The organism is Aphanizomenon flos-aquae FACHB-1287, from assembly GCF_014698755.1.
Classification (GTDB): Bacteria; Cyanobacteriota; Cyanobacteriia; order Cyanobacteriales; family Nostocaceae; genus Dolichospermum; species Dolichospermum flosaquae.
Genome location: NZ_JACJTO010000038.1, coordinates 18,401 through 43,182 on the forward strand (window position 1 = coordinate 18,401; position 24,782 = coordinate 43,182).

18 protein-coding genes are annotated in these 24,782 nt (G+C 36.5%); 5 read left to right on the plus strand and 13 right to left on the minus strand.

From position 1 onward, the window contains the following. Window positions 1-17: 17 nt before the first annotated feature. Entirely contained in the window at window positions 18-2,051 is a 2,034-nt protein-coding gene (gene cas3, locus H6G44_RS16025) for a CRISPR-associated helicase Cas3' (RefSeq protein ID WP_190387542.1), read from the plus strand. 290 nt (window positions 2,052-2,341) lie between these two features. Next, entirely contained in the window at window positions 2,342-5,950 is a 3,609-nt protein-coding gene (nifJ, locus tag H6G44_RS16030; RefSeq protein WP_190387541.1) for a pyruvate:ferredoxin (flavodoxin) oxidoreductase, read from the plus strand. 45 nt (window positions 5,951-5,995) lie between these two features. Here the strand turns inward: nifJ and H6G44_RS16035 are convergent, their stop codons facing one another. The 4 genes from H6G44_RS16035 to H6G44_RS16050 form a co-directional block, all read right to left on the minus strand. Next, window positions 5,996-6,481, minus strand: a complete 486-nt coding sequence (locus tag H6G44_RS16035; RefSeq protein WP_190387540.1) for a DUF3368 domain-containing protein — start codon at window positions 6,479-6,481, stop codon at window positions 5,996-5,998. A 5-nt stretch (window positions 6,482-6,486) separates the two neighbouring features. Next, window positions 6,487-6,723, minus strand: a complete 237-nt coding sequence (locus H6G44_RS16040; protein WP_190387539.1) for a UPF0175 family protein — start codon at window positions 6,721-6,723, stop codon at window positions 6,487-6,489. Window positions 6,724-6,997: 274 nt separating this feature from the next. Then, window positions 6,998-8,845, minus strand: coding sequence for a tetratricopeptide repeat protein (locus H6G44_RS16045; protein WP_190387538.1), 1,848 nt, complete (start codon window positions 8,843-8,845; stop codon window positions 6,998-7,000). 113 nt (window positions 8,846-8,958) lie between these two features. After that, complete coding sequence (locus tag H6G44_RS16050) at window positions 8,959-9,387, minus strand: hypothetical protein (protein ID WP_190387537.1); 429 nt, start codon at window positions 9,385-9,387, stop codon at window positions 8,959-8,961. Window positions 9,388-9,785: 398 nt separating this feature from the next. Between H6G44_RS16050 and H6G44_RS16055 the strand changes: the two genes are divergently transcribed. The 3 genes from H6G44_RS16055 to H6G44_RS16065 all read left to right on the plus strand — a co-directional run bounded on the left by H6G44_RS16055 (window position 9,786) and on the right by H6G44_RS16065 (window position 12,583). Continuing rightward, window positions 9,786-10,220, plus strand: coding sequence for a QcrA and Rieske domain-containing protein (locus H6G44_RS16055; protein WP_190387536.1), 435 nt, complete (start codon window positions 9,786-9,788; stop codon window positions 10,218-10,220). Between the two features lie 270 nt (window positions 10,221-10,490). After that, entirely contained in the window at window positions 10,491-11,417 is a 927-nt protein-coding gene (locus H6G44_RS16060) for a LysR family transcriptional regulator (RefSeq protein ID WP_190387535.1), read from the plus strand. A gap of 122 nt (window positions 11,418-11,539) precedes the next feature. Further along, the gene (locus tag H6G44_RS16065; RefSeq protein ID WP_190387534.1) at window positions 11,540-12,583 is read left to right on the plus strand and encodes an anthranilate phosphoribosyltransferase family protein; all 1,044 of its coding nucleotides are present in this window, start codon (window positions 11,540-11,542) and stop codon (window positions 12,581-12,583) included. A gap of 14 nt (window positions 12,584-12,597) precedes the next feature. Here H6G44_RS16065 and H6G44_RS16070 read toward each other — a convergent pair whose 3' ends face one another. The 9 genes from H6G44_RS16070 to H6G44_RS16110 form a co-directional block, all read right to left on the minus strand. Then, window positions 12,598-14,775 (minus strand): molybdopterin oxidoreductase family protein, encoded by a 2,178-nt coding sequence (locus H6G44_RS16070; protein WP_190387533.1) that lies wholly within the window; start codon window positions 14,773-14,775, stop codon window positions 12,598-12,600. Window positions 14,776-15,017: 242 nt separating this feature from the next. After that, the gene (locus H6G44_RS16075; RefSeq protein ID WP_190387532.1) at window positions 15,018-15,863 is read right to left on the minus strand and encodes a nitrate ABC transporter ATP-binding protein; all 846 of its coding nucleotides are present in this window, start codon (window positions 15,861-15,863) and stop codon (window positions 15,018-15,020) included. Between the two features lie 58 nt (window positions 15,864-15,921). Further along, the gene (locus H6G44_RS16080; protein ID WP_190387531.1) at window positions 15,922-17,895 is read right to left on the minus strand and encodes an ABC transporter ATP-binding/substrate-binding protein; all 1,974 of its coding nucleotides are present in this window, start codon (window positions 17,893-17,895) and stop codon (window positions 15,922-15,924) included. A 48-nt stretch (window positions 17,896-17,943) separates the two neighbouring features. Further along, window positions 17,944-18,786: a nitrate ABC transporter permease gene (ntrB, locus tag H6G44_RS16085; protein WP_190387530.1), complete on the minus strand. Its 843-nt coding sequence runs from the start codon at window positions 18,784-18,786 to the stop codon at window positions 17,944-17,946. Window positions 18,787-18,935: 149 nt separating this feature from the next. After that, window positions 18,936-20,246, minus strand: a complete 1,311-nt coding sequence (locus H6G44_RS16090) for a CmpA/NrtA family ABC transporter substrate-binding protein (protein WP_190387529.1) — start codon at window positions 20,244-20,246, stop codon at window positions 18,936-18,938. Between the two features lie 70 nt (window positions 20,247-20,316). Continuing rightward, entirely contained in the window at window positions 20,317-21,885 is a 1,569-nt protein-coding gene (locus H6G44_RS16095; protein WP_190387528.1) for a ferredoxin--nitrite reductase, read from the minus strand. Window positions 21,886-22,054: 169 nt separating this feature from the next. Beyond that, window positions 22,055-22,843 carry an ABC transporter permease gene (locus H6G44_RS16100; protein WP_242031772.1) on the minus strand — a complete coding sequence of 263 codons (789 nt, stop codon included), beginning with the start codon at window positions 22,841-22,843 and terminating at the stop codon, window positions 22,055-22,057. Window positions 22,844-23,051: 208 nt separating this feature from the next. Beyond that, window positions 23,052-23,669 carry a hypothetical protein gene (locus H6G44_RS16105; protein ID WP_190387527.1) on the minus strand — a complete coding sequence of 206 codons (618 nt, stop codon included), beginning with the start codon at window positions 23,667-23,669 and terminating at the stop codon, window positions 23,052-23,054. Between the two features lie 37 nt (window positions 23,670-23,706). Then, window positions 23,707-24,654 (minus strand): stage II sporulation protein M, encoded by a 948-nt coding sequence (locus tag H6G44_RS16110; RefSeq protein ID WP_190387526.1) that lies wholly within the window; start codon window positions 24,652-24,654, stop codon window positions 23,707-23,709. Window positions 24,655-24,782: the final 128 nt, after the last annotated feature.

Genomic DNA, 24,782 nt, shown 5'->3' on the forward strand with positions numbered 1-24,782 from the left:
TTAAAAGTTAACACATAATGAGTTACTTAGCAAGAATTACTACGAATTGTAAAGAACAACTGTTATCAGAACATTTACAGAGTGTTGCAGAAAGGTCTGCAAGTGCTGTACCGCAGCAGTTCCAAGCTGTAGCTAGGTATGCCGGTTTATGGCATGATTTGGGTAAATATCAGCAAAAATGGCAGGAATATCTCAAAAATAAAGGGAAAAGAGTTGTCCACTCTCCCCAGGGTGCAGTTTTAGCATTACAAATGGGAACAAAAGAACCACCGGCAATGGCTTATATTATTGGTGGTCATCATTCTGGTTTATCTAAACGTTCAAAAATCAGAGGAGATGAATATAAGAGATTAGCAGTAGGGTTAGAGGAATGTTTAGAAATAGCTAAACAGGAAATAGCCGTTTTTATTCCTGAACAATTACCAGATATTAATTTACCTAAATTACGTCGAGAATTTGCCATTAGAATGTTATTTTCTGTCTTAGTTGATAGTGATAGATTAGACGCTAAAAACTTTGAAAGTTCTATAAATCAGGAGGATTTTACATATACTTTTACTTTCAATAATTATTTAAAATTATCAAATCCGCAAAATACAATTAGTGAAGCGAGAAAAACTTTTGCAGAATATTGTAAAAAATCCAGTGAATTACCAAAAGGAATTTTTAGATTAACGGGACCTTGTGGAATTGGTAAAACTATTTCTAGTGCTAATTTTGCTTATTTACACAGTCAAAAACATCAAATGTCCGGTATAGTTTATGTGGGACCACTAAAAAGTATTATTGAACAAACAGCGGAAGTTTATCGTCAACTATTTGGAGAAAAATCAGTATTAGAACATCATTCAGGATATGAACCAAAATTAGCAGAAGTCAAGGAATATAAACTCAATACTGAAAGATGGGATAAACCCGTAATTGTTACTAGTGGAGTGCAATTTTATGAAAGTTTATTTGCTGATCATCCTTCTAAATGTCGAAAATTACAAGGTTTAATTAACAAGGTTATATTGTTAGATGAATCCCAATCTATTCCTACTCATTTAATCCGTCCTATTTTAAATATATTAAATACATTAGTTACAGATTGGGGATGTACAATAGTTTTGATGAGTGCTACCCAACCAGCATTTGATAATCTTGATGATCATGATTTAGTTAAGGTTGTAGATATTATTCCAGAAGATGAAACTACTCGATTATTTAAACAACTTAACCGTGTTAAATATGAATATATTCCTGAGATTTGGGAATGGGAGAATTTAGTTTCTAATATTCAAGATTCTGGATTAAATCAAGGATTAATTATTGTCAATACCACGAAGTTAGCGAGAGAAGGATATGAAATATTATCTAGACAATTTCCAGAAATGTGTTTTCATCTTAGTTCTAGAATGTGTCCTGTGCATCGTTCCCAAATTCTTAGAACCGTGCGACAATTATTAAAAGATGAAAAACCCTGTTTTCTAGTGAGTACCCAAGTTATAGAAGCTGGTATTGATGTGGATTTTCCTATTGTTTATCGTCAAGTTGCACCTTTAGATTCGATTATACAAGCTGCGGGAAGATGTAATAGAGAAGGAAAAAAAGATCAAGGTAATGTGATAATTTTTAATATGTCATCTCCCAACCCACCGGGGTATATTCAACCTATTAACTTAACTAAAAAAATATTAGCAAAATATGATTTAAATGGTGATATTTTACCGATAATTAAAATATATTTTGGTACTTTATTTCATCAAAATCATGATGGGGGTGTGGATATTCAAAAATTAAGAGAAAACTATGATTTTCCTGAAGTTGCTAAATCAGTGAAGGTAATAGATGATGAACATCAAATATCTGTAGTTGTTAAATGGGGAAATAGTGAAAAATTAATTGCAGAAATGCAAAATCAAGAATATATAACAGAATCAGATTGGCGAAAATTACAACAATTTACTGTTAATATTCCTGAGAAATTTACTAATTATACTAAAATTGGAGAAATTGATGTTTGGATAGGAGATTATGATGAAAATATAGGGATTGTTGTATCAGGATAAAATGAGTATTTTCTCCAGAATGAAAAAACCTCCCCCACTTCTACACCATAAAAATCATCAAACCTTGATGAATCCAAGATGACAAATATTGAGTAGACTATTAATAGAAATAGTATATTTACCACCTGCTATAATTAAAATATTGGTTAGAAGTCAGAATAATTAACAATGAATAAAACTGTAGAAAATATTACAAATTGACTTCCTAACTTTAGCTATTTCTAATGCTTATCTTTTTGGTTTCTTTGCATACAGTTGAAACAACCACAAAAGACACAGGAAGAAAAATCATGAACAAATATTATGCCACAATTGATGGTAATGAAGCCGTTGCCCGTATAGCTTACAAATTAAACGAAGTTATTGCTATTTATCCTATCACACCATCTTCAAATATGGGTGAATGGGCTGATAGTTGGATGTCGGAAAATAAACCTAATTTATGGGGTACAGTTCCCAGTGTCACCCAAATGCAAAGCGAAGGAGGGGCTGCGGCTGCTGTTCATGGAGCATTACAAACGGGGGCATTAAGTACAACTTTCACCGCTTCCCAGGGATTATTATTAATGATTCCTAACTTATACAAAATTGCGGGAGAATTAACTAGTTTTGTCCTTCATGTTTCTGCTCGTTCTTTAGCTACCCATGCGTTATCTATTTTCGGTGATCATAGTGATGTTATGGCTGCTAGAGCGACAGGTTTCGCTTTTTTATGTTCAGCTTCTGTTCAAGAAAGTCATGATTTTACATTGATTTCTCATGCAGCAACTTTAGAAACAAGAGTACCATTTTTGCACTTTTTTGATGGGTTTAGAACTTCCCATGAAGTGCAGAAAGTTGAATTATTAACAGATGAAAATTTACAGGAATTTATTCCTTTAAAATCAATATTAGCACATCGTCAAAGATGTTTAACTCCAGATCATCCAGTATTACGAGGAACGGCACAAAATCCTGATGTTTATTTCCAATCTCGTGAAGGTGCAAACCCTTATTATCATGTTTGTGCTGATATTGTTGAAAAGATTATGGACAAATTTGGGAAACGTACAGGTAGATATTACAAACTTTATGAATATCATGGTGTACCAAACGCAGAAAGAGTAATTATTATCATGGGTTCTGGTTGTGAAACTGTCCATGAAACTGTAGATTATTTAAATAATCAAGGGGAAAAAGTTGGAGTTATCAAAGTGCGACTTTTCCGCCCTTTTGATATTGCTAGATTTATAGAAGCATTACCTAATAGTGTCAAATCTATTGCGGTTTTGGATAGAACTAAAGAAGCTGGAAGTGCGGGAGAACCATTATATTTAGATGTGGTGACGGCTATTTATGAAGGCTGGAAAAAAACCACATTTCCAAAAATTGTTGGAGGGAGATATGGACTTTCTTCTAAAGAATTTACTCCCGCAATGGTCAAGAGTGTTTTTGATAATCTTACTCAAATTAAACCCAAAAATCATTTCACAATTGGGATTAATGATGATGTGAGTTTCACCTCTTTAAATTTTGATGCTAATTTCTCTACAGAACCAGATTATGTAGTTCGAGCAATGTTCTATGGTTTGGGTTCAGACGGTACAGTAGGTGCAAATAAAAACTCTATCAAAATTATCGGTGAAGGTACAGAAAATAACGCTCAAGGTTACTTTGTTTATGATTCCAAAAAATCCGGCTCAATGACAGTTTCTCACCTGCGTTTTGGACCTGAAAAAATTCGTTCAACCTACCTCATAGACAAAGCTAATTTTATCGGTTGTCACCATTGGGGATTTGTGGAAAGTATTGATATTTTAAAAGCTGCTGCACCGGGGGCGATTTTATTGTTAAATAGTCCTTATGATGCTGATACAGTTTGGGAAAATCTACCACTAAAAGTTCAACAGCAAATTCTCATTAAAAATCTCAAAGTTTACACTATTAATGCCAGTCAAGTAGCTAAAAATAGTGGTATGGGAAATAGAATTAACACTATTATGCAGGTCTGTTTCTTTGCTTTAGCCGGAGTATTGCCAGAAAAAGAAGCAATTGCTAAAATCAAACAAGCCATAGAAAAAACCTATGGTAAAAAAGGTACAGAAGTTGTCCATAAGAATTTAAAAGCTGTAGACAACACCTTAGAAAATCTCCATGAAATCGAAATTCCTCTCATACAAATAGGTAATAAAGAAAATCGCCAATTAGCAATTAACAAACCCAAATTTGTCGAGAATGTTCTTGATAAAATTATGGTTTGGGAAGGCGATAATTTACCCGTGAGTGCCTTACCTGCTGACGGAACTTTTCCCACTGGAACTGCAAAATGGGAAAAACGCAACGTTGCTGAAGAAATCCCTGTTTGGGATAGTGATATCTGCGTTCAATGTGGTAAATGTGTGATGGTTTGCCCTCATGCGGCCATTCGTGCTAAAGTGTATCAACCCAGTGAATTAGTCAACGCACCCATAGCTTTTAAATCAACTAACGCCAAAGATAAGAGCTTTGCTAACCAGAAATTCACCATTCAGGTAGCTCCAGAAGACTGTACAGGCTGCGAAATTTGTGTTAGCGTCTGTCCTGCCAAAAACAAAGCCGAACCCACCCGCAAAGCCATTAATATGAGTCCACAATTACCCTTGCGAGAACAAGAACGGGAAAATTGGCATTTCTTTTTAAGCTTACCAAATCCTGACCGGAAAACCTTGCAAGTAAACCAAATTCGACAACAACAATTACAAGAACCATTATTTGAATTTTCTGGTGCTTGTGCCGGTTGTGGAGAAACCCCCTACCTTAAATTATTAACACAATTATTTGGCGATCGCTCACTCATTGCCAACGCCACCGGTTGTTCTTCCATTTACGGAGGAAATCTCCCCACAACTCCCTGGAGTCAAAATGATCAAGGAAGAGGTCCGGCCTGGTCTAATAGTTTATTTGAAGATAACGCCGAATTTGGTTTTGGTTATCGTTTATCCATAGACAAACAAGCGGAATTTGCAGCAGAATTATTATCACAATTAAGTAATGAAATTGGCGATAATTTAGTTAATGCCATTCTCAAAGCCGAACAAAAAACCGAAGCTGATATTTGGGACCAGCGGGAAAGAATTGTCATCCTCAAACACAAATTAGATCAAATATTGAACAATGTAGAGACGTTCCATGGAACGTCTCTACAATTAAATGAAACATCTCTACAACCGAACAACAAAACCTCTCTAGAAAAGACGAAAATCCAAAATCTAAAATCCTTAGCTGATTATTTAGTTAAGAAAAGTGTGTGGATAGTTGGGGGTGATGGTTGGGCGTATGATATAGATTTCGGAGGAATTGATCATATAATTTCCACAGGTCGCAATGTGAATATTTTGGTCATGGACACAGAAGTTTATTCTAATACCGGAGGACAATCTTCTAAAGCTACTCCCAAAGCCGCAGTAGCTAAATATGCGACTGGAGGTAAACCTGCACCCAAGAAAGATTTAGGTTTAATGGCCATGACTTATGGTAATGTTTATGTTGCCAGCGTCGCTTTAGGTGCGCGAGATGAACATACACTCAAAGCATTTTTAGAAGCAGAAGCTTTTGATGGTCCATCAATCATAATTGCCTATAGTCATTGTATTGCTCACGGGATTGATATGACCACTGGTTTACAACAACAAAAGGCGTTAGTAGACTCAGGAAGATGGTTATTATATCGCTATAATCCTGCATTACAAGACCAGGGTAAAAATCCCCTACAATTGGATATGAAAGCACCTTCTGAATCGGTGGAAAAGTCAATGTATCAGGAGAACCGCTTTAAAATGTTGACGAAGAGTAAACCGGAGGTGGCGAAATTGTTGCTAGAACAAGCGCAAATGGAAGTTAATGCTAGATGGGAGATGTATCAATATTTGGCTAATAGGTAATCGGTAATTGGTAATGGGTAATTGGTTTTGACCTGTTACCTATTATCATTCACCAACAATTGATAAAAGACGATTATAAAGAGAAGGATTAACCCAAAATTTAGCTGTATTGATTAAATCATCAAGAATAGGTTTAACTAATGGAATTAATTTCTGACGTTTTGCCTCAATTAAAATTCCTAAAATACCTGTTATCTTCAAGTTATATTCTGTTGCTGTTTGTCTGCCTAATTGTTCATCTATAATTAGCCAATCTGCATTTAATTCTAATGCTAAAGCTATTACTGAAGATTCTCCTTCATCCAATTTGTTTTTTAAAGATTGTACTAAACTAACATTATTAACAGGTTTTACAATAATCCAGTCATAAGTTTTGACTTCTTTTGCTCCTGGTATTGAATCTCCCCATTGTGTTAATTCTTGAAAAACGGCTGATGATATGATAATTTCTCCATAAAGTTGTTCTAATAATTGGATTTTTCCTATAGCTGATAGATTAGTAATAGGTGAAGTATTGCTAACTATGATCATAAATTTTAGATGATTCCCAAGTTTTTTAAATCAACCTCTAAATCAGTTTCATCATAATGAATATTAATGTTTCTCATAGCTAATTCATTTTGAAATTGTAGTAAAGGCATTTTAGCCAGTTGAGATGCTTTACTGATACTAATTTTTTTCCTTTGAAATAAAAGGATAATCAATTCTAAAACTAATTCTTTTTCTGATAATCCACTGGCTTGAACAATATCTTCAGAAATGACTAAGCTCATTGTGATCCTCCTGTTAACACAGATTAGAAGGATTATAACACATAGGTAAATATTTGTTGTTTTCTGTTATGAATTTGAGAACGGACAATTTTAACTTCTGCCGTTAAATATTAACAAATTAGATTAATGATAACTTAACAAATTGTATTTAAGAACTTCCAGGAAACTGCTGTATCAAATCTTGTGGGATGGGCTTCTAGCCCGTCCGATAGGGAGGGCAGGTAAGATGCCTACCCCACAAAAATTAATTGAATATTTTTTACCTGGAAGCCCCTTATCGCCGAAACCAACCCCGTACCCAACGCCACAACTGCCGCAACCAACCCCAAAACCCACGCGGAGAAACTACAGGCTTTTGTGGTTGAGAAAGACCCTCAATTGCATTGTTACAATTTTGCACATTGGTATCAAGTCCCATTGTCTGAAATAGTTCACGGGCATTGCGATAAGCCCCCAGTGCATCTTGTTCCCTATCCACTTTTTCTAAGGACAGACCTAAATTAAACCAAGCATTTGCTTCTCCCCGAATATCCCCTATCTCCTTTTTTATATCCAAAGACTGCTGGTAGAAAGCGATCGCCCTTTGGTACTGTCCCAGGGAGTTGTAAGCATTGCCTAAACCGATTAAGGAATTACTTTCCCCCTGAATATCCCCTATCTCCTTTTTTATATCCAAAGACTGCTGGAAGAATGCGATCGCCCTTTCGTACTGTCCCAGGGAGTTGTAAGCATTGCCTAAACCGATTAAGGAAATACTTTCCCCCTGAATATCCCCTATCTCCTTAAATATATCCAAAGACTGCTGGAAGAATGCGATCGCCCTTTCGTACTGTCCCAGGGAGTCGTAAGCATTGCCTAATGAAATCAGAGAAGCTGTATAATGCCAATTTTCTTTATCATTCGTTTTCGACCATTTACTTACCAACTGCCCATATAATTCCACTTGGTTGGCATAATAACCCCCCAAAGTCAAAAAATCATTGCAATGCCAAATCGCCTCAAATGCTGAATCATAATCTGCTAATTGGTAAAAATGATAAAAGATTTCTAAATATTCCTGAATATCATCTTTAGTTTGCCAAGGTTGTTGTTTAGCAATTGACTGATAATAATTAATAGCTTGTTGATGTGCTGACCTCTGATCACCTGCTTTATATCGCACATATTCCAACACCACAGGCTGAAACTCAAACCATCTGCCATCATCAATCAATTTTTCTGATAAAAAAGAACGCTTGACAAGATTTCTTAATTCTCTCTCAATCTCTGCTTCTGAACTTCCTAAACATACAGCCATTGCGGCTTTAGCATTTACGACCCCACGATAAACACTAATATTTTGTAATAGAGACTTTTGCAACTCATTCAAACGCTCAAAACTGGCATCTAATACTAACACCATCCCCACATTTTCCAGACGGTGCTGGCCAACCACTTTTTTATCTGTTAATAATTGCTGCAAATTTCCCAAACCTAAATTTTCCAATCTTTTTAAATTCGGGTCTTGGGGATATTCTTCTATTAATAAATCTGCTACAAATCTCAACAGCAAGGGATAACCGTCTACTAATTTGACAAATTCCTCTAAATTTCCTTGAATACCTAAAGCTGTTAATAGTTTGATGCCATCTTCTATTTTTAAACCTGATAAGGGTAGCCATTCCCATCTTTTCGGTAATTCTGGTCTTTCTCTCGTGGTGACAATTACTTTACTTTTACCTCCACATTCTACCCAAGTTTTAAAAAAGTCTTCATAGAATTGACTTCCCCAAATTCCATCTGTTTTTAAAAGACTTTCTAAGTTATCAATAATCAATAAATATTCACCTGACTGCAAACATTTCACCAAAGTTTGTACTAATTGTGTTTCTTGTTCTGGGACTCGAAAACCAAAATCTTGTAAAACTTGAGTAGCTACATCAGTAAAAATTGCCCCAGAACTCACATCAGCCCAAAAACGTTTTGTAAAACCTGCTATTGTTTCATTTTCATAAATATAGGCTGATAACATAGATTTGCCTATACCACCAATACCTTCAATACCAATTAGAGGAATATTTGGATTATTTAACCATTGTTTTAAATTGGCAATTTCTGCTGTTCTTCCTTGCCAATTAGCCAAACTTTTATTAGGGTTTCCCGCTTTGAGAATCCCCGGTGATTCTGATTTGGTGCTGCTTTCTATGAGTGCTGCTATCTTATGTATTTCAGTAATGTCACCACCATAGATATTAATTACTTTGGGTTATTAATTCTCCTCATATCATAGGTTGGGCTCACAACATCACGTCCTGTAATAATCTGTGTACTCTCATCATAAGATTGAGCATTGACAACAGAAGAACCACCATCAGATTTTTGTTCTTCCAAAATCTTGGCAATTTCCTCTGCAAGTTCTGTATCTGCTTCCAAAATCTTCTTCAATTGTACCCGCAAACTTACTTGTAAATCTTCATCATCGGGATTTTTAGCTACATCCTCCGCTGCTTCTTTTGCTGCTTCCTTAGCTTCTACCTTCGGCCATAACTTAGCCCAAATCACTTTAGCACTATTCCAAACATCCTCACCGACTTTTTGAGATGCACCTTCTGCGGCTTTATTACCCATAGTCAGCAAAAAAGGCAAACAGGGAGCGAGAAACTTAACAATTACAGCAATATCCATGAATTTATGCGGTTTAACTACTGTTAGTTATACAGAGTCATGATAGCACATTCCTAACGGAGTCAATGTCTCTATAATTTAAATTCACAAAAACTGTAGGGGCGCAGGGTCTGCGCCCTTGATTCTATCACCACCAATCAATAATTAAATAATGACCGAAAAGACGGGACACAAGCCCCGTCCTAGAAGGACGGCTTTATGTTAAAATTTGGTCATAGTCGCCATAAGGCATTGGGAGACTTTAAACGGACATGGAGAGACGATAAGACCACTTGTGGCGTGTTTCATTGAAGTGTCAAGAATCACCGCACCTTCAGGTCAGTGAGTATGTCAAATTATCCATCTTTGCCTGTAATAATAGATTCTAGTAAAAAATCACATATTGATCATTAGGAAATATGAAACGTCGTGACTTTATAAATTGGGTAGGATTAGGTTGTTTAGCTAGTTCCTTACCTGTCGCAATTGCGGCCTGTTCTCCCGAAAGCAAAACATCAGCTAAACCTGGACCTACTACCAAACCCTGGCAAAAAGTGGGTACTGTGGCACAATTAAACAAAAATGGTCAACTATTGGCGGAAAATTCCCCTATTGGCGCGGTATTAGTCATTGGTACATCTAAAGATACAAAAAATTTGATTGCGGTTAATCCTACCTGTACCCATGAAGGTTGTACCATTGACTGGAAAGCAAAAGAAAATAAATTTGTCTGTCCCTGTCATGGTGCAGAATTTACCCGTGATGGCAAAATCAAGCAAAGTCCTGCTAAAAAACCCCTGAAAACTTACCAGGTTAAAATTGAGGGCGCTTCAGTCTTAGTCCAAACAATTTAATACTTTCCAGGCTTTCGTATAGCAGGAATCAGGATTCAGCAGGAAGAATATTCTTCTCTGTCTTCCTTATTTCCTGCTACAGCGTTTACTTGGTTAGATAAGATGCTAACTCTTGACAATTAACTATATTATCAATATTATCGATCAAGTATTTTTGCTAATGTGGTTATGTAAATTAAATCCTGGAAAATTAATTAAATTAAATTAAAATTATACACATAACCCGTTAAATTAATAAGAGCTATAAATTTATACTCAGGCTATATCAAAATGCGTCTAGAGCAGTTACAAGCCTTTTTGTCTATCGCGCAAACTGGCAGCTTTCAACAAGCAGCAAAACAATGTGGTGTGACTCAATCAACTATTAGTAGGCAAATTCAGGCATTAGAAGCAGATTTGGAGGTAGAATTATTCAATCGCAGTACCCATGCTAAATTGACTTTAGCAGGTGAAAAGTTACTTCCTCGTGTGCATAAAATCTGTCAAGAATGGGAGTTTGCTACACAGGAATTAGCAGATCTAATGGGGGGAAAACAACCAGAACTTTGTATTGCTGCAATTCATTCAGTTTGTGCTTATTACTTACCACCAGTATTACAAAAATTTTGTCACCATTATCCAGCGGTACAATTGCGAGTTACATCATTAGGAAGTGATCGTTCTCTCAAAGTTCTTAAAGATGGTTTAGTAGATTTAGCAATTGTTATGCACAATCGTTTTGCAAGCCTCAGCAAAGAAATGGTTATAGAATTACTGTATGAAGAACCTATAGAAGTCCTTATCGCGGCAAATCATCCCCTAGCTGAATATGAATCTATCCCTTGGTTGGAGTTAATTCGTTATCCTCAAGTAGTATTTAAGGATGGTTATGGAATGCGACGTTTAATTGAAGATAAATTTGAATATATGAAAGTTACACTAAAAGCAGCTTTAGAACTAAACACTCTAGATGGCTTTCGGGGAGTAGTTCGTCAAGAAGAACTGATTGCATTACTTCCCCAGTCAGCATTAATGGAGGCTAGATATGATCCCACTTTAGCAATTCGTCCCTTAGCTGAAACTAGTGATTTAGCTGGTGCTTCCAGTTGGACTCGTCAAGTAGTGATGGTAACAACTCAAGATCGTCTCCATATTCCTCCTATACAATATTTTTGGCAACTTGTCAAAGATAACATTCCCAAAATAAAAGAGATGTAGACTGCATACTATTACATTGTTTTGTCAATAAATAGCAAACGATAGCAAAACAATAATAATTGATGACAAACCAATAACATCTGATGGCAAAACAATAATAATTGATAACGAACCAATAACAAATGACTAATAAATTTAAAGAATTTATCCAAAAAATAGGCAGTGGAAATCACACATCAGAAAATTTAACTCGTGCTGAAGCTGCTACTGGAACAAAAATGATGTTGTTAGGTGAAGCAACACCAGCGCAAATTGGGGCATTTTTAATTGCTCACCGAATTAAACGACCCACAGGCGAAGAATTAGCAGGGATGTTAGACAGTTATGATGAATTAGGTCCTAAATTGTCACCAATAGCTCAACCAGTGATTGTTTTAGGTGTACCTTATGATGGTAGAACTCGTACAGCACCAATTAATATAATTACAGCTTTATTATTAGCTGCTGCAGGACAAGCTGTAATTATGCACGGGGGAAATCGCTTACCGACAAAATATGGTTTACCCTTAATTGAGATTTGGCAAGGTTTAGGAATTAATTGGACTAGTTTATCATTAGAGCAAACCCAGCAAGTTTTTGAAGAAACTGGAATTGGCTTTATTTATACAACTAAACATTTTCCTTTAAATGAAACTTTGTGGGAATATCGTGAGCAATTAGGTAAACGTCCACCATTAGCGACAATGGAGTTAATCTGGTGTCCTTATGCTGGTGATGCTCATATTATTGCCGGTTTTGTTCATCCCCCCACAGAAATAATGTTTCAGGTAGCTTTGGGTTTAAGGGAAGTCAAGAAATATACTTTTATTAAAGGGTTAGAAGGTAGTTGTGATTTACCACGCGATCGCACAGCCATTATTGGCTTATCTTCATCAAAGCCAGAAACATTAACCCGGTTACAACTTCCACCCCGTGAATATGGCTTCACAACCAAAAATGTGCCGCTGACGACCACAGAAGAACTTATTACAGATATGCAGGGGATTTTAACAGGAAAAGCGAACGAATTAAGACAGACAGCCCTCTGGAATGGTGGTTTTTATTTATGGCGCAGTGGAGTTTGTTCAGATATGCAAGCTGGTATAGACAAAGCTACTGAACTTATTAACAGTGGTGTATTAGCAGCTAAACTGCAACAACTTGATAATTTGCTACAAAGACTTTAATAATCCAGTGATGATCATATAGATGCTTGAAGTTGATAATTTTTCAGAGTAGGTTCTATAGCAATGGGGATTAATTGCACAGCACAAGCTTTTAATTCTGGCTGTAAAGAATCAGGACAAGCTGCTGAATGGGTAAGAGTATTAGCTTCTGCATCATCAGCCCATAGTTTACCCCAGTGGATATGGACAAAGACAGTACCAGGGGTGATAGCTTTTGTAACCTTAGCAGGGAACTTAGTTGTACCACGACGCGATCGCACTTCCAACCACTGATTATTAATAATACCTAAACTAGCAGCATCACGGGGATGAATTTCGATAAATGGTTGGGGGTGCAGTTTGCGAATTTTCTCAATTCTACCAGTGCGTGTTTGTGTGTGCCAATGACCATATAATCTCCCAGTAGTTAATATAAAAGGATAGTTGGGATCAGGTGGTTCAGCGAGTCCTTGAGAATAATAAGCGCCAAATTTAGCGCGTCCATCAATTGTATGAAAGTGTAAATTAGTATATAGACGCTTAGTTTCTGAATTACTACCCTGTGGATAAGGCCAATGAGTGGGACCTTGTGCAGCTAAAAACCCATGACTTAAACCAGACATATCGCAAGGACGCTGACGAGTTAACTGGACAAATTCTTGATAAACTTCCGCCGAATTTTGGAAATTAAACTTATCAGCAAAACCCAATCTTTTACCTACTTCTGCGAAGATTTCCCAATCAGCTTTTGCTTCTGAGGGAGGTTCACGAAAAGCCGAACAGAAAGTTACTCTTCTTTCTGAATTAGTCATAATTCCAGCTTTTTCACCCCATTGGGACGCAGGTAATAAAACATGAGCATAAGCCGATGTTTCGGTAGGATAATAAGCATCTTGATAGATAGTAAAAGGAGATTTTAATAAAGCTTTTTTAGTGCGTTCTAAATCTGGCATACTCACAGCAGGATTAGTAGCAGCAATCCACAATAAACCCACATTTCCAGTTTCCAAGCCAGTGATCATTTCCCAAGCAGTCAAACCCGGAACAGGGGAAATTTGACCTGTTTCTAAACCCCAAAAAGCCTCAACTTCTGCGCGGTGCTGTGGATTTTTTACTAACCGATAACCGGGTAATAAATGTGATAAACCTCCCGCTTCTCTACCACCCATAGCATTAGGTTGACCAGTCAAAGAAAAAGGACCCGCACCAGGTTTACCAATTTGTGCGGTCATTAAATGCAAATTAATAATAGTTCTAACTTTAGCCGTACCTTCTGAAGATTGATTAACACCCATTGACCATAAAGAAAGTACAGATTTTGATTTCCCCCAATATTTAGCAGCAGTTTCTAAATCTTCAATACTAATACCACAACGACTAGCAACAACCTCCGGAGAATAATGACGAATTACTTCCGCATAAGCTGGAAAATTGCTAGTACAATCATCAATAAAAACCGGATCTATGTAGTTCCATTTCATTAATAAATGGGCAATACCATTTAACAAATCAATATCTGTACCTGGACGAATAGCTAAATGTAAATCGGCTGCTTCTGCGGTAGGAGTGCGCCGAGGATCAACCACAATTATTTTAACACGATGATTTTTTCTATGATATTTCTCCAAGCGATTGAAAATAATTGGATGACATTCTGCTGTATTTGTACCAATTAAAAAAGCACAATCAGTTAATTCCAAATCATCGTAACAACAAGGAGGACCATCAGAGCCAAAACTTTGAATGTACCCAGATACCGCACTAGACATACACAACCGGGAATTAGCATCGAAATTATTAGTTCCTAAACAACCTTTGAGTAACTTTTGAGCAATATAATAATCTTCAGTTTGAAATTGTCCAGAACCGTACATACAGATAGAATCTGTAGCTTGATTTAATCGTAATATTTGAATCCGTTGGGTAATAATATCAAAAGCTTCATTCCAACTTACGCGGCGAAATTCTTCATTTAAAGAATCTCGTACCATAGGATGATACAATCTATTTTTATCCAAGGATTCAGCAATAGTTGCACCTTTAACACATACCATTCCCTGGCTGGAAGGGTGGGTTTTATCACCTCTAACTCGCCAAATGGGAATTCCTTGATTATCTCGATTTGTGGCTTTTCCATGTTGGGCTGGTGGAGAAACTTCTAAACCGCAACCAACACCGCAATAAGGACAAAGTGTTTTGGTAAATTCTTTCATGATTTTAGGATTTTTTATTGCACGCAGAGACGCAGAGGCACAGAGAGTAGAAATGTTTTCAGGATGTTTTTACTTTCTTTATGTTCTTAGTTTTGCGCCTCTGTGTGAGATATTTATTCTTTTGCTATTAAAATTGGTTGATGGTTAATTTTTACTTGTTCAATTTCATTGTCAAATACAGAGGAAGACATGGGCAAAAACCACCTGTTTGTTATGGGTTTTTAAATGACAAATTATGCTAATTATTCATCAATATGAGCGCAGCGACGATAGAGGAAGTCTAAGGCATAGTTTCGTAGGTTGTAATATTCTGGATTTTCCATAATTCGGCGACGGTTACGAGGACGAGAAAAGGGTATTTCTAATATTTCGCCAATATTTGCTGCTGGTCCATTTGTCATCATCACTAATTTATCTGCTAGGAAAAGTGCTTCATCAATATCATGGGTAATCATCAAAACTGTGATTTGATGTTCTGACCAAATTTGCAGAAGTTCTTCTTGTAATTCTTCTTTTGTGATGGCATCTAAAGCACCGAATGGTTCATCTAAAATCAGGAGTTGGGGACGGATAGCTAAGGCACGGGCTATAGCTACTCTTTGTTTCATTCCTCCAGATATTTGACTGGGTTTCTTTTGGGCTGCTTCTGTTAGTCCTACCATTGCTAAATGTTCTCTGACTATTGCCCGTTTTTCGGATTTGCTTTTGTGCGGAAATACAGAATCAACGCCTAAATAAACATTATCAAAAACATTTAACCAAGGTAATAAACAATAGTTTTGAAATACCATCATTCGGTCTGGTCCTGGTTCTTTGATGGGTTGACCTTGTAACCATACTACGCCGCTGGTGGGTTTATTAAATCCAGAAACTATGTTCAGGAGTGTTGATTTGCCGCAGCCAGAATGTCCAATTAAACAAATAAATTCACCTTCACTAACTTTGAGGTTAATGTTATCTAAAACGGTGTAGATACCTTCGCCAGTGTTGTAAATTTTATTAACATCTTCAATTACTAAAAAGTCTTCTTTTTTATGGGCTTGTAATTGTTGATTTTGGCTTTTTTGATTAAAGTTTACTGTTGTCATGATGATATATTCCTAAATTATTACAACTCGGCTATGGGCTGGGGAAAACCTGATTTTACTAGATAAATACTTCTTCGATGCGAACTGGGTATTTAATTGCTAAATTTTTTAGATACTCAACTGGTTCTGAAGGATTAAATATCTTGCCATCAAATAATTGAATTGTTTCTTCTCTACCAATATCTAAAATGTTCATTTCTCTCGCGGCTGCACCAAACACATCTGGACGACAAACCCGATCAATTACTTCTACCCAGTTTTTGGGGAAAGCTACTAAACCCCAACGGGCTAGTTGGGTTAGAATCCATAGCATTTCATTCCGGTTGGGATAATTGGCTTTGTCGAAATAAAACTGATGGGAAGTTTGGGGTTGTTTGTAATTACCATGCTTGTAATTATCTATTAAATCAGGACGCAGATAAACAGAATTACTACCAAGATATTGAGGTTGAGAAATTAATTTGAGAACTTCTTCTTGGTGGCGAATGTCGTCGCAATATTCACAGGCTGCTAATAGTGCTTTGACTAATGCTAGATGTGTTTGCGGATTTTCCTCGGACCAATCCTCTCGCACTCCTAATACTTTGTCTGGATGTCCATACCAAAGTTCTGAGGTGATAGCAATCATAAAACCTAAATTTTGATCAACTGCGTGAGAGTTCCAAGGTTCACCCGCACAGTAACCATCAATTTTTCCTTCTTGGAGAGAAGTTACCATATTTTGTGGTGGAATTACTATCAAGCTGACATCTACATCAGGTTGAATCCCAGACTCTGCTAACCAGTAGCGCAATAATAGGTTTTGCATGGATGCGGGATGGACAATTCCCAGAGTATAGGTTTTGTCTAAGTCAGCGTTAATAATGGCCTGAAAGTCTGTTAAGTTTCTGACTCCAGCGTTGAACAATTCTTGGCTAAAAGTAATGGCGCTACCGTTGCGGGAAAGGGTCATGGCTGTTACCATTGACACCGGATTTTTACCTCCTGCACCTAATGTCAGGGCTAGGGGCATACCTGCAACCATTTGGGCTGCATCAAGTCTACCAGTTACTACACCTTTGGCTATGTCTTTCCAGCTAGTTTGGCTGTTTAGGTTGACTTCTAAACCATATTTGGCAAAGAAACCTTTTTCTTTGGCAATTATTAAAGGTGCAGCTTGAGTCAAGGGAATATAGCCAATTTCCAAATGAACTTTTTCTAAGTTGTTATTAGAAATAATAGCAGGTGCGGTAGGTTGTTTCTGGCGTTTTTTTGCTTGTTTTTGTTGATTGAGAAAGTAAATTATTTCATTGCGTAAGTTATAGTAAAAAGGATTGTTAACTACTTCTAAACGGTGACGGGGACGGGGAATAGGTACTTCAATAATTTGGCCAATGTGTGCTTCTGGTCCATTGGTTAACATGACAATGCGATCGCTCAATAATAAAGCTTCATCAACGTCATGGGTCACCATTACACAGGTAATTCTGTGTTGATTACATATTATCATTAATTGCTCTTGTAAATTGCCTCTTGTCAAGGCATCTAAAGCACCAAAAGGTTCATCTAACAATAATAACTTGGGACGGGTAGCTAAGGCACGAGCGATCGCAACTCGTTGTTTCATTCCCCCGGACAATTCACTAGGACGCTTATTAATTGCCCGTCGTAACCCCACCATATCAATATGTTCTTCTATTATTCCCCGACGTTCTCCTTTAGGTAGATTTTGATGGACTTCATCTACAGCCAATGCGATGTTTTCCCTGACAGTTAGCCAAGGAAGTAAGGAGTAATTTTGAAAAACCACCATCCTATCGGGACCTGGTTCTCTCACTTCCCGACCTGCCAAAGTTACACCACCAATACTAGCTTGATCTAAGCCAGCAATAATATTTAGTAAGGTGGATTTACCACAACCAGAATGTCCAATTAAAGAAACAAATTCACCTTCAGAAATTTTCAATTCAATATTTTTTAAAGCAATATATTTACCACCATTGGGGAGGTCAAATATTCGGTCTACATGATCAATTTCTAAAAAAGTATTCATGATGGTAATGGATAATTAGCAATCTCATAAATTACGACAAACTCAGAATTATTTTTGTTCTGTTGTGACAACTTTATCAGCAACAAAAGCCACCATTCTATCTAAAACTAATCCCACTAAACCGACATATACCAAGGCAATAATAATCTCACTCATATTAGTTTCAGTAGTCGTATTATAGGCATCCCAAATAAATGAACCAATACCCACACCACCAACTAACATTTCCGCTGCGACAATTGCTAACCAAGATAAACCTATACCAATTCTTAAACCGGTAAAAATATAAGGCACAGTTGCCGGAAACACAATCTTCAAGAAATAATTACCCTTCTGCACACGCAAAACACGAGCCACATTTACATAATCTTGAGGAATATTTTGTACTCCCACAGTCGTATTAATGACAATCGGCCAAATTGAAGTAATAAAAATCACGAAAATTGCCGAAGGATTAGCTTGTTGAAAAGCCGCCAAAGAAATTGGTAACCAAGCTAAGGGAGGGATAGTTCTTAACACCTGAAAAATCGGATCTACAGCATTATAAAGAAAAGTATTAGAACCAATTAATATTCCTAAAACAACCCCGACAACTGCTGCTAAAGAAAAACCTAAAGCAACTCGTCCTAAACTGGTCAATATTTGCCAGCCTAAACCCTTATCACTGTCACCATTATCGAAAAAAGGATGAATAACAAAAGGGTCCCAAGTTTCCCGAATTGTTTCTATCGGTCCTGGTAATTGAAAACTAGGAATTAAACAAAGTAATTCCCACAACATCAAAAAAACAAATAATCCAAACAGCGGTGGTATAACCTTCTTAATCAAAAACTTATTAATTACCTTCTGCTGTTTACTACTAACTCTACGACTTCCAACAATAGCAGCCATTTTTTTCTCCTGAGTAAGTTATTAAAAATCTCTTTTTCTTCTCTTCTTAGCGCCTCTGTGTGAGACTCGAAAATCTAATTAATTTAGTAAATTTTGTTGGGTTGCAATTTCGCTTAACCCAATTTTAACCAAATTTAACTAAATGTAAATTACACCTTCTTAATTTGCAAACTCTTTAGATATTCCTCTGGTTTTTCAGAGTCAAATTTAACCCCATCAAAAAATGTTTCCACACCGCGAGAAGAACTTGCTGGAATTTCCGCAGCAGCCACACCCAAAGCCTTAGCAGCTTGTTTCCATAGATCTTCTCTATTGACCTGATCAACAATTTCTTTCACTTTTGTATCTTTAGGTAAATAACCCCACCGAATTTCTTCAGTTAAGAACCAAGTATCATGACTTTTATAGGGATAAGAAGCATTATCTTCCCAATATTTCATACGATATGCAAAGTTTTGCTCTTTACGTCCATCACCATAATCAATATTACCTTTAGCCCGTTCTAAAATATCAGCTACGGCCACATTAAAGTATTTCCTATCAGCGCAGATTTTACACATTTCTTCTTTGTTTTCTGCCTGATCACACCATTGTTGTGCTTCCATAATTGCCATTAATAATGCTTGGGTAGCATTGGGATTTTTATCAACCCAATCTTGACGCATAGCAAAGGCTTTTTCTGGATGGTCATTCCATAGTTCACCTGTAGATAAAGCTGTATAACCTAATTTTTGACTTACCAATTGAGCATTCCACGGTTCTCCTACACAAAAAGCATCAACAGTTCCAACTTTCATATTTGCTACCATTTGTGGTGGTGGTACTGCTTGTAAAATTACATCTTGATCTGGATTAATACCCCCTGCTGCTAACCAATAACGCATCCATAAATCATGAGTACCACCGGGAAAAGTCATAGCAACTTTTAGAGATTTTTTATCGGCTTTGGCTTTAGTGACAGACTCTTTTAGTAATTTACTTTGTAAACCAATTTTCAAATCTTTGAATTTTTCAGCAACTGAAATTGCTTGACCATTGATATTTAACCGCGCTAACAGATACATTGGTACTTTATCATTTATGGTCAACAAATAGGGCATAGGGCTAAGAATATGTGCGCCATCAATACCACCACCAGATGAGCCAATTTTTAAGTTATCGCGGGTGACTGGCCAGGATTTTTGTTTGCTGATTTCCACATCAGTCATACCATATTTAGTAAAGAAACCTTTTTCTTTAGCAATAATTAAAGGTGCGGAATCTGTTAAAGCAATAAATCCTAATTTGGCTGTGGTTGTTTCAACTTTTGGGGAATTATTAGCTAGTTTACTATTGGAAGAAGTAGCACTATCTGTTTTTGCTGAATCAGATTTACTAGATGAACAGCCGTGTGCCAAGATAGAAGTTACTGCTACTACACTTGAGGTAATAATAAATTTTCTGCGAGAAATATTGCTCATGGGAAACTCTTAATCAGTTTTAATTTGGGTTTGCAGTTATCTCTGGATTTTGGCGATTAAATTAATTAATTTAAAGAGGAATCAAAGCCTGTTCTTTAATTTTTGCACCAAAGTTGTCAATAAGTAAATCTCTTAATATGGGTTGTAAGTCTTCGCAAGGAATACCTTTTTGAACACAAGTTCCTAAATGTGCATCTTTCCCCACTGTTCCACCCATATAAATATCCACACCTTCTAACATTTGCCCATTTTTACGGACTTTAGTTCCCATTAAGCCAATATCTGCTACTTGGGGTTGTCCACAGGAATTTGGGCATCCTGTCCAATGAATTCGCACTGGACGTGATAAAGTTAATTCAGATTCCAATGATTTAATCATTGCTAAGGCGCGATTTTTGGTTTCTATTAAGGCAAAATTACAAAATTGTGCCCCAGTACATGATACCAATGATCCCATTAATAAGCCAGGGTTAACTGCAAATTTCTCTAATATCCTTTCTGTGAAAAATGTTGTTAAACTACTATCGGGAATGTTGGGGATAATAACATTTTGTTCGACGGTAAACCGGATTTCTCCACTTCCGTAAACTTCTGCTAACCGCGCAATTTCTGACATATCATTAGCGGATAATCTTCCCACAGGAATATTTAAACCCGCATAGTTTAAGCCCACTTGTTTTTGTTTATATATCCCCAGATGATTCCGTTTTTCCCAGTTAATTTCATCTTTCGCTGCTGCGGGTAATAATGATTTTCCAAATCGCTTTTCTACTTCTAAACGGAATTTTTCTATCCCCCATTCATCAAGTAACCACATTAACCGGGCTTTTTGTCTGTTTGCGCGTAAACCATGATCTCGGAATATCTCAACAATGACTTTGGATAATGATACAACATCAGCCGGTAATACCCAAACATTTAAAGGAATGGCCGCTTCGCAACGTTTAGCAGAAAATAAACCACCGACAATGACGTTAAAACCAAAAACTGGGATTTGCTCTTGAGTTGTCAAAAAAGCGGGAATAAAGGCTAAATCGTTAATTTCTGCATGAACTGAATTATCTCTTCCCCCAGTAATTGCAATATTAAACTTTCGGGGAAGATTACTAAATTCTGGATTACCTTCACCATTGTTAGTCAGCATATCTTGGATTTGCTGGACTAATTCTCTGGTATCATAAAACTCATCTGCATCCAAACCTGCTACAGGATCACCCGTAATATTGCGTATGTTATCCATCCCAGATTGGATAGTGGTCAATCCAACTTTGTGAAATTTATTAAAGATATCGGGAATATCTGAAAAATTGATCCCGCGTAGTTGTATATTCTGTCTAGTGGTAATATCGGCGCTGCCGTCGTCACCGTAACACTGTACTACTTGTGCTAAAACTGACAATTGATTGCTAGTGAGAATACCATTAGGTATTCGCATTCGCATCATGAATTTACCGGGGGTCACTGGACGGAAAAACACTCCTAACCATTTTAGGCGATGGTTAAGGTCATTTTCGTCCATTGCTTCCCAACCAATTTGGGTAAAATTCTCAATTTCGTTTTTAACTGCGAGTCCGTCTTTTTCGGCTTTGAATTTCTCGAATTTATTCAGTTTGTCTGTGGTAGTTGCTGTTTCTGTCATGATCTTTTTTTAGGGAACAGGACTTAATTAATTGTGTATCCGTGTTCTTATCGCTTCTGTGTTTTCCACTTTGAGGAAATAACTGATAGTAATTTCTTTGTCGGTGGTGTAACAGTTGCGATATTGATAACTTAATCCAATTTTTGATAATAGTTCGTATAGTAGGTTACTAAATTTTGGTTATTATGTAGAAAGCGGATGTACTACTTGTGTTTTTTACATAAAGCGGGAAATTTTTTTCGTGGCGCACAGATTCAGATAAAAGAGTAGGGACAATTTTTGATAACAATATTTGCCAATTTTCCGTTGGAGTCATTAACAATTGTTCTAAAGTTCCTGTATCTTTCTCTCGCACAACAGTGACTGCGGAAACTAATGTCCCGATTAATGTTAATACTAAACCCATGACTCCTGGTACAAAAAACCAACTACTTATAAGTCCAGGATTATAGAGAAATACGACTTGAGGTGATACGGGAGAAATACGTTTACCTGGTTCTAAACTGAGATTATATTGTTGAACAATTTGATTCATATAATTAGCTGCAATACCCGCTGTATTAGCATTTACTGCATCAATAAAAACTTGAATTTCTGCCGATTTCTGTGCTAATTTACGGGGAAAATCAGGAGGAATTATGACCCCTACATCTAACTTTCCTTCTTCTACTTGTTGACTTAAATCTTTTTCGCTATTTGGTACAGATTCTAAAGTAAAAATTCGATTGGAAGTCATTGCAGAAATTAGTTCCCAACTATCAGCAACATGAGCATAATCAATCACATCTAATTTCAAGTTTTGGACATCAGCATTAAGTGCAAATCCATAAAATAATAATTGCACTGTTGGAGGTACTATTAACAAAATAATTAATTGTCTATTCCGTAAAATTTGATTAATTTCTTTTCTTACTAATGCCCAAAATGGATTATCAAATAATTGAATAATAAATTTCATAAAATGTCTTTACCTTGATCTTGTGGTTTCCCTTTCTTTTTTGTTACTCTAACTCAGATAAGGCGTTAATTTAGTTAAATTAGGTAAGATTATCATAATTAGAGTTTTTTGCGGTTAGACTTTCAAACATTGTTAGGATTTATACACAATACCCCTAAGCTTTGGGTTCTACTTATTCAGCCTTTATTTTTGAAAATTGGGCTTAAAATCAGGTTTGAAATATTGATTTTTGCTTAATTGCACTGATTAAAATCCCTAAAATCTTTTTCACATCTTTGATATAATATTCGGTTAAATCAATAGAAATAACTTGATCTTCTAGCTTCAAAAACTGCAAAATAGTCCCGATAGTTACCGCACCATAAACAATTTTAATCGCATTTTGTTTTTGTTCATTAAACAATTGAGCGGCCAGCATTTCTGCTATACATTGACCCAAACCTGATTTCAGATTTTCATTTTTACTTTCTACTAATGTAATTACAGGTGCGCGGACAAAAAGCTGCTCTTTAGAAAGACTAATCAGAAAATCGTAAAAACCATTTAAACCTTGTTGATTATCCACATTAAAATCTATCCCGGAAAATAAACTTATTTCATAATTTAATTTCCGTCTGACTTCCAGTAAAATTGGGCTAATTATCATTTCAGAACGGGCTTTTTCCGTATTAATTGCCACAGCTAAATCAATATTATCCTTGAGAATTGTTGTTAGTAAATCGCTGCATTCTTCCTCTAAGATATCCCCAAATAATCCTGATACTTCATTTAGTGTCAGTCCAAAATTTTGAATAATTTCACTTAATTTGAAATCACTGTAAACCATGTTTATTACCTTCGATAATAACGTTAATTATTATGTTCTACTTCCGACTACAATACCGCACCAAAAGCACAAATAAACCCATACCAGCTAAATATTTAATTGGGTCTGGAATAACTGGATTTGGAGAGAAAAACCCCTCAATTAAACCAGCAAAAATCAACATTGGTACAATCCCAAAAACCAATTGTACAGCCAAAGAACCATAAAATTTTAACGCATCCAGACGGCGATATTGACCCGGAAATAAAATTGCCCTTGCCAGTAATAATCCTGAACCACCCGCCAAAAATATCGCAGGTAATTCTAAAGCACCATGGGGAAATACAAAGGCCCAAAATGGATAAGCTAGATTATTTTGTCCTACCAAAGCACCAATAGCACCAATTAACAACCCATTAAATACTAATAAATAAATCGTATATAAACCCGCCGTAATTCCCCCAGCCACAGCCCCAAAAGACACAAGAATATTATTCATCATAATATTACTAGAAGCTAACGGTTCAATTCCCACAATCGAACCCATCCATAATTCATGCTTATCTCTCACCAGAGAAATTAATTCTGCCGGTACTAACAACGACATAAAACTCGGATCTTGCCAAGCATACCACCAAGCAATTAAGCCTCCAAAAATAAACATAGCAGTGGCTGTGGCAATGTACAGGAAGGTTTGCTGTACAACTTGAGGAAATCCCCACAGGTAAAATTTCTTAGCTGCTTGCCATTCCTGTCGCCGCGAACCCTGGTAAATTTGTGTATAGGCGCGAGTCGTCAAAGATTGTAAACTTTGAATCAGAGTTTTACCTACTTGTTGAGTCCGTGCCCTAGCTAAATCGGCGGCCACAGACCGATATAAACTCGCTAATTCCCTAATTTCCGTAGAACCCAGGGATTTTAACCGTTTTTGTTCTACTTTCTTTAATAAAGCATCTAACCGCTGCCAATTAGGCTCTCGTCTTCCTATCCAACGTTGAATATTCATAAATTTCTCAATACTTACAGCAGTTTGATATCAAGTCCAGTACAAGAATAGCTATCTAAATAGGGTCAAAAAACAATCCACAATGATTAAACCAATTGAGAGCATTTTCATCAGTAATAGCATTAACC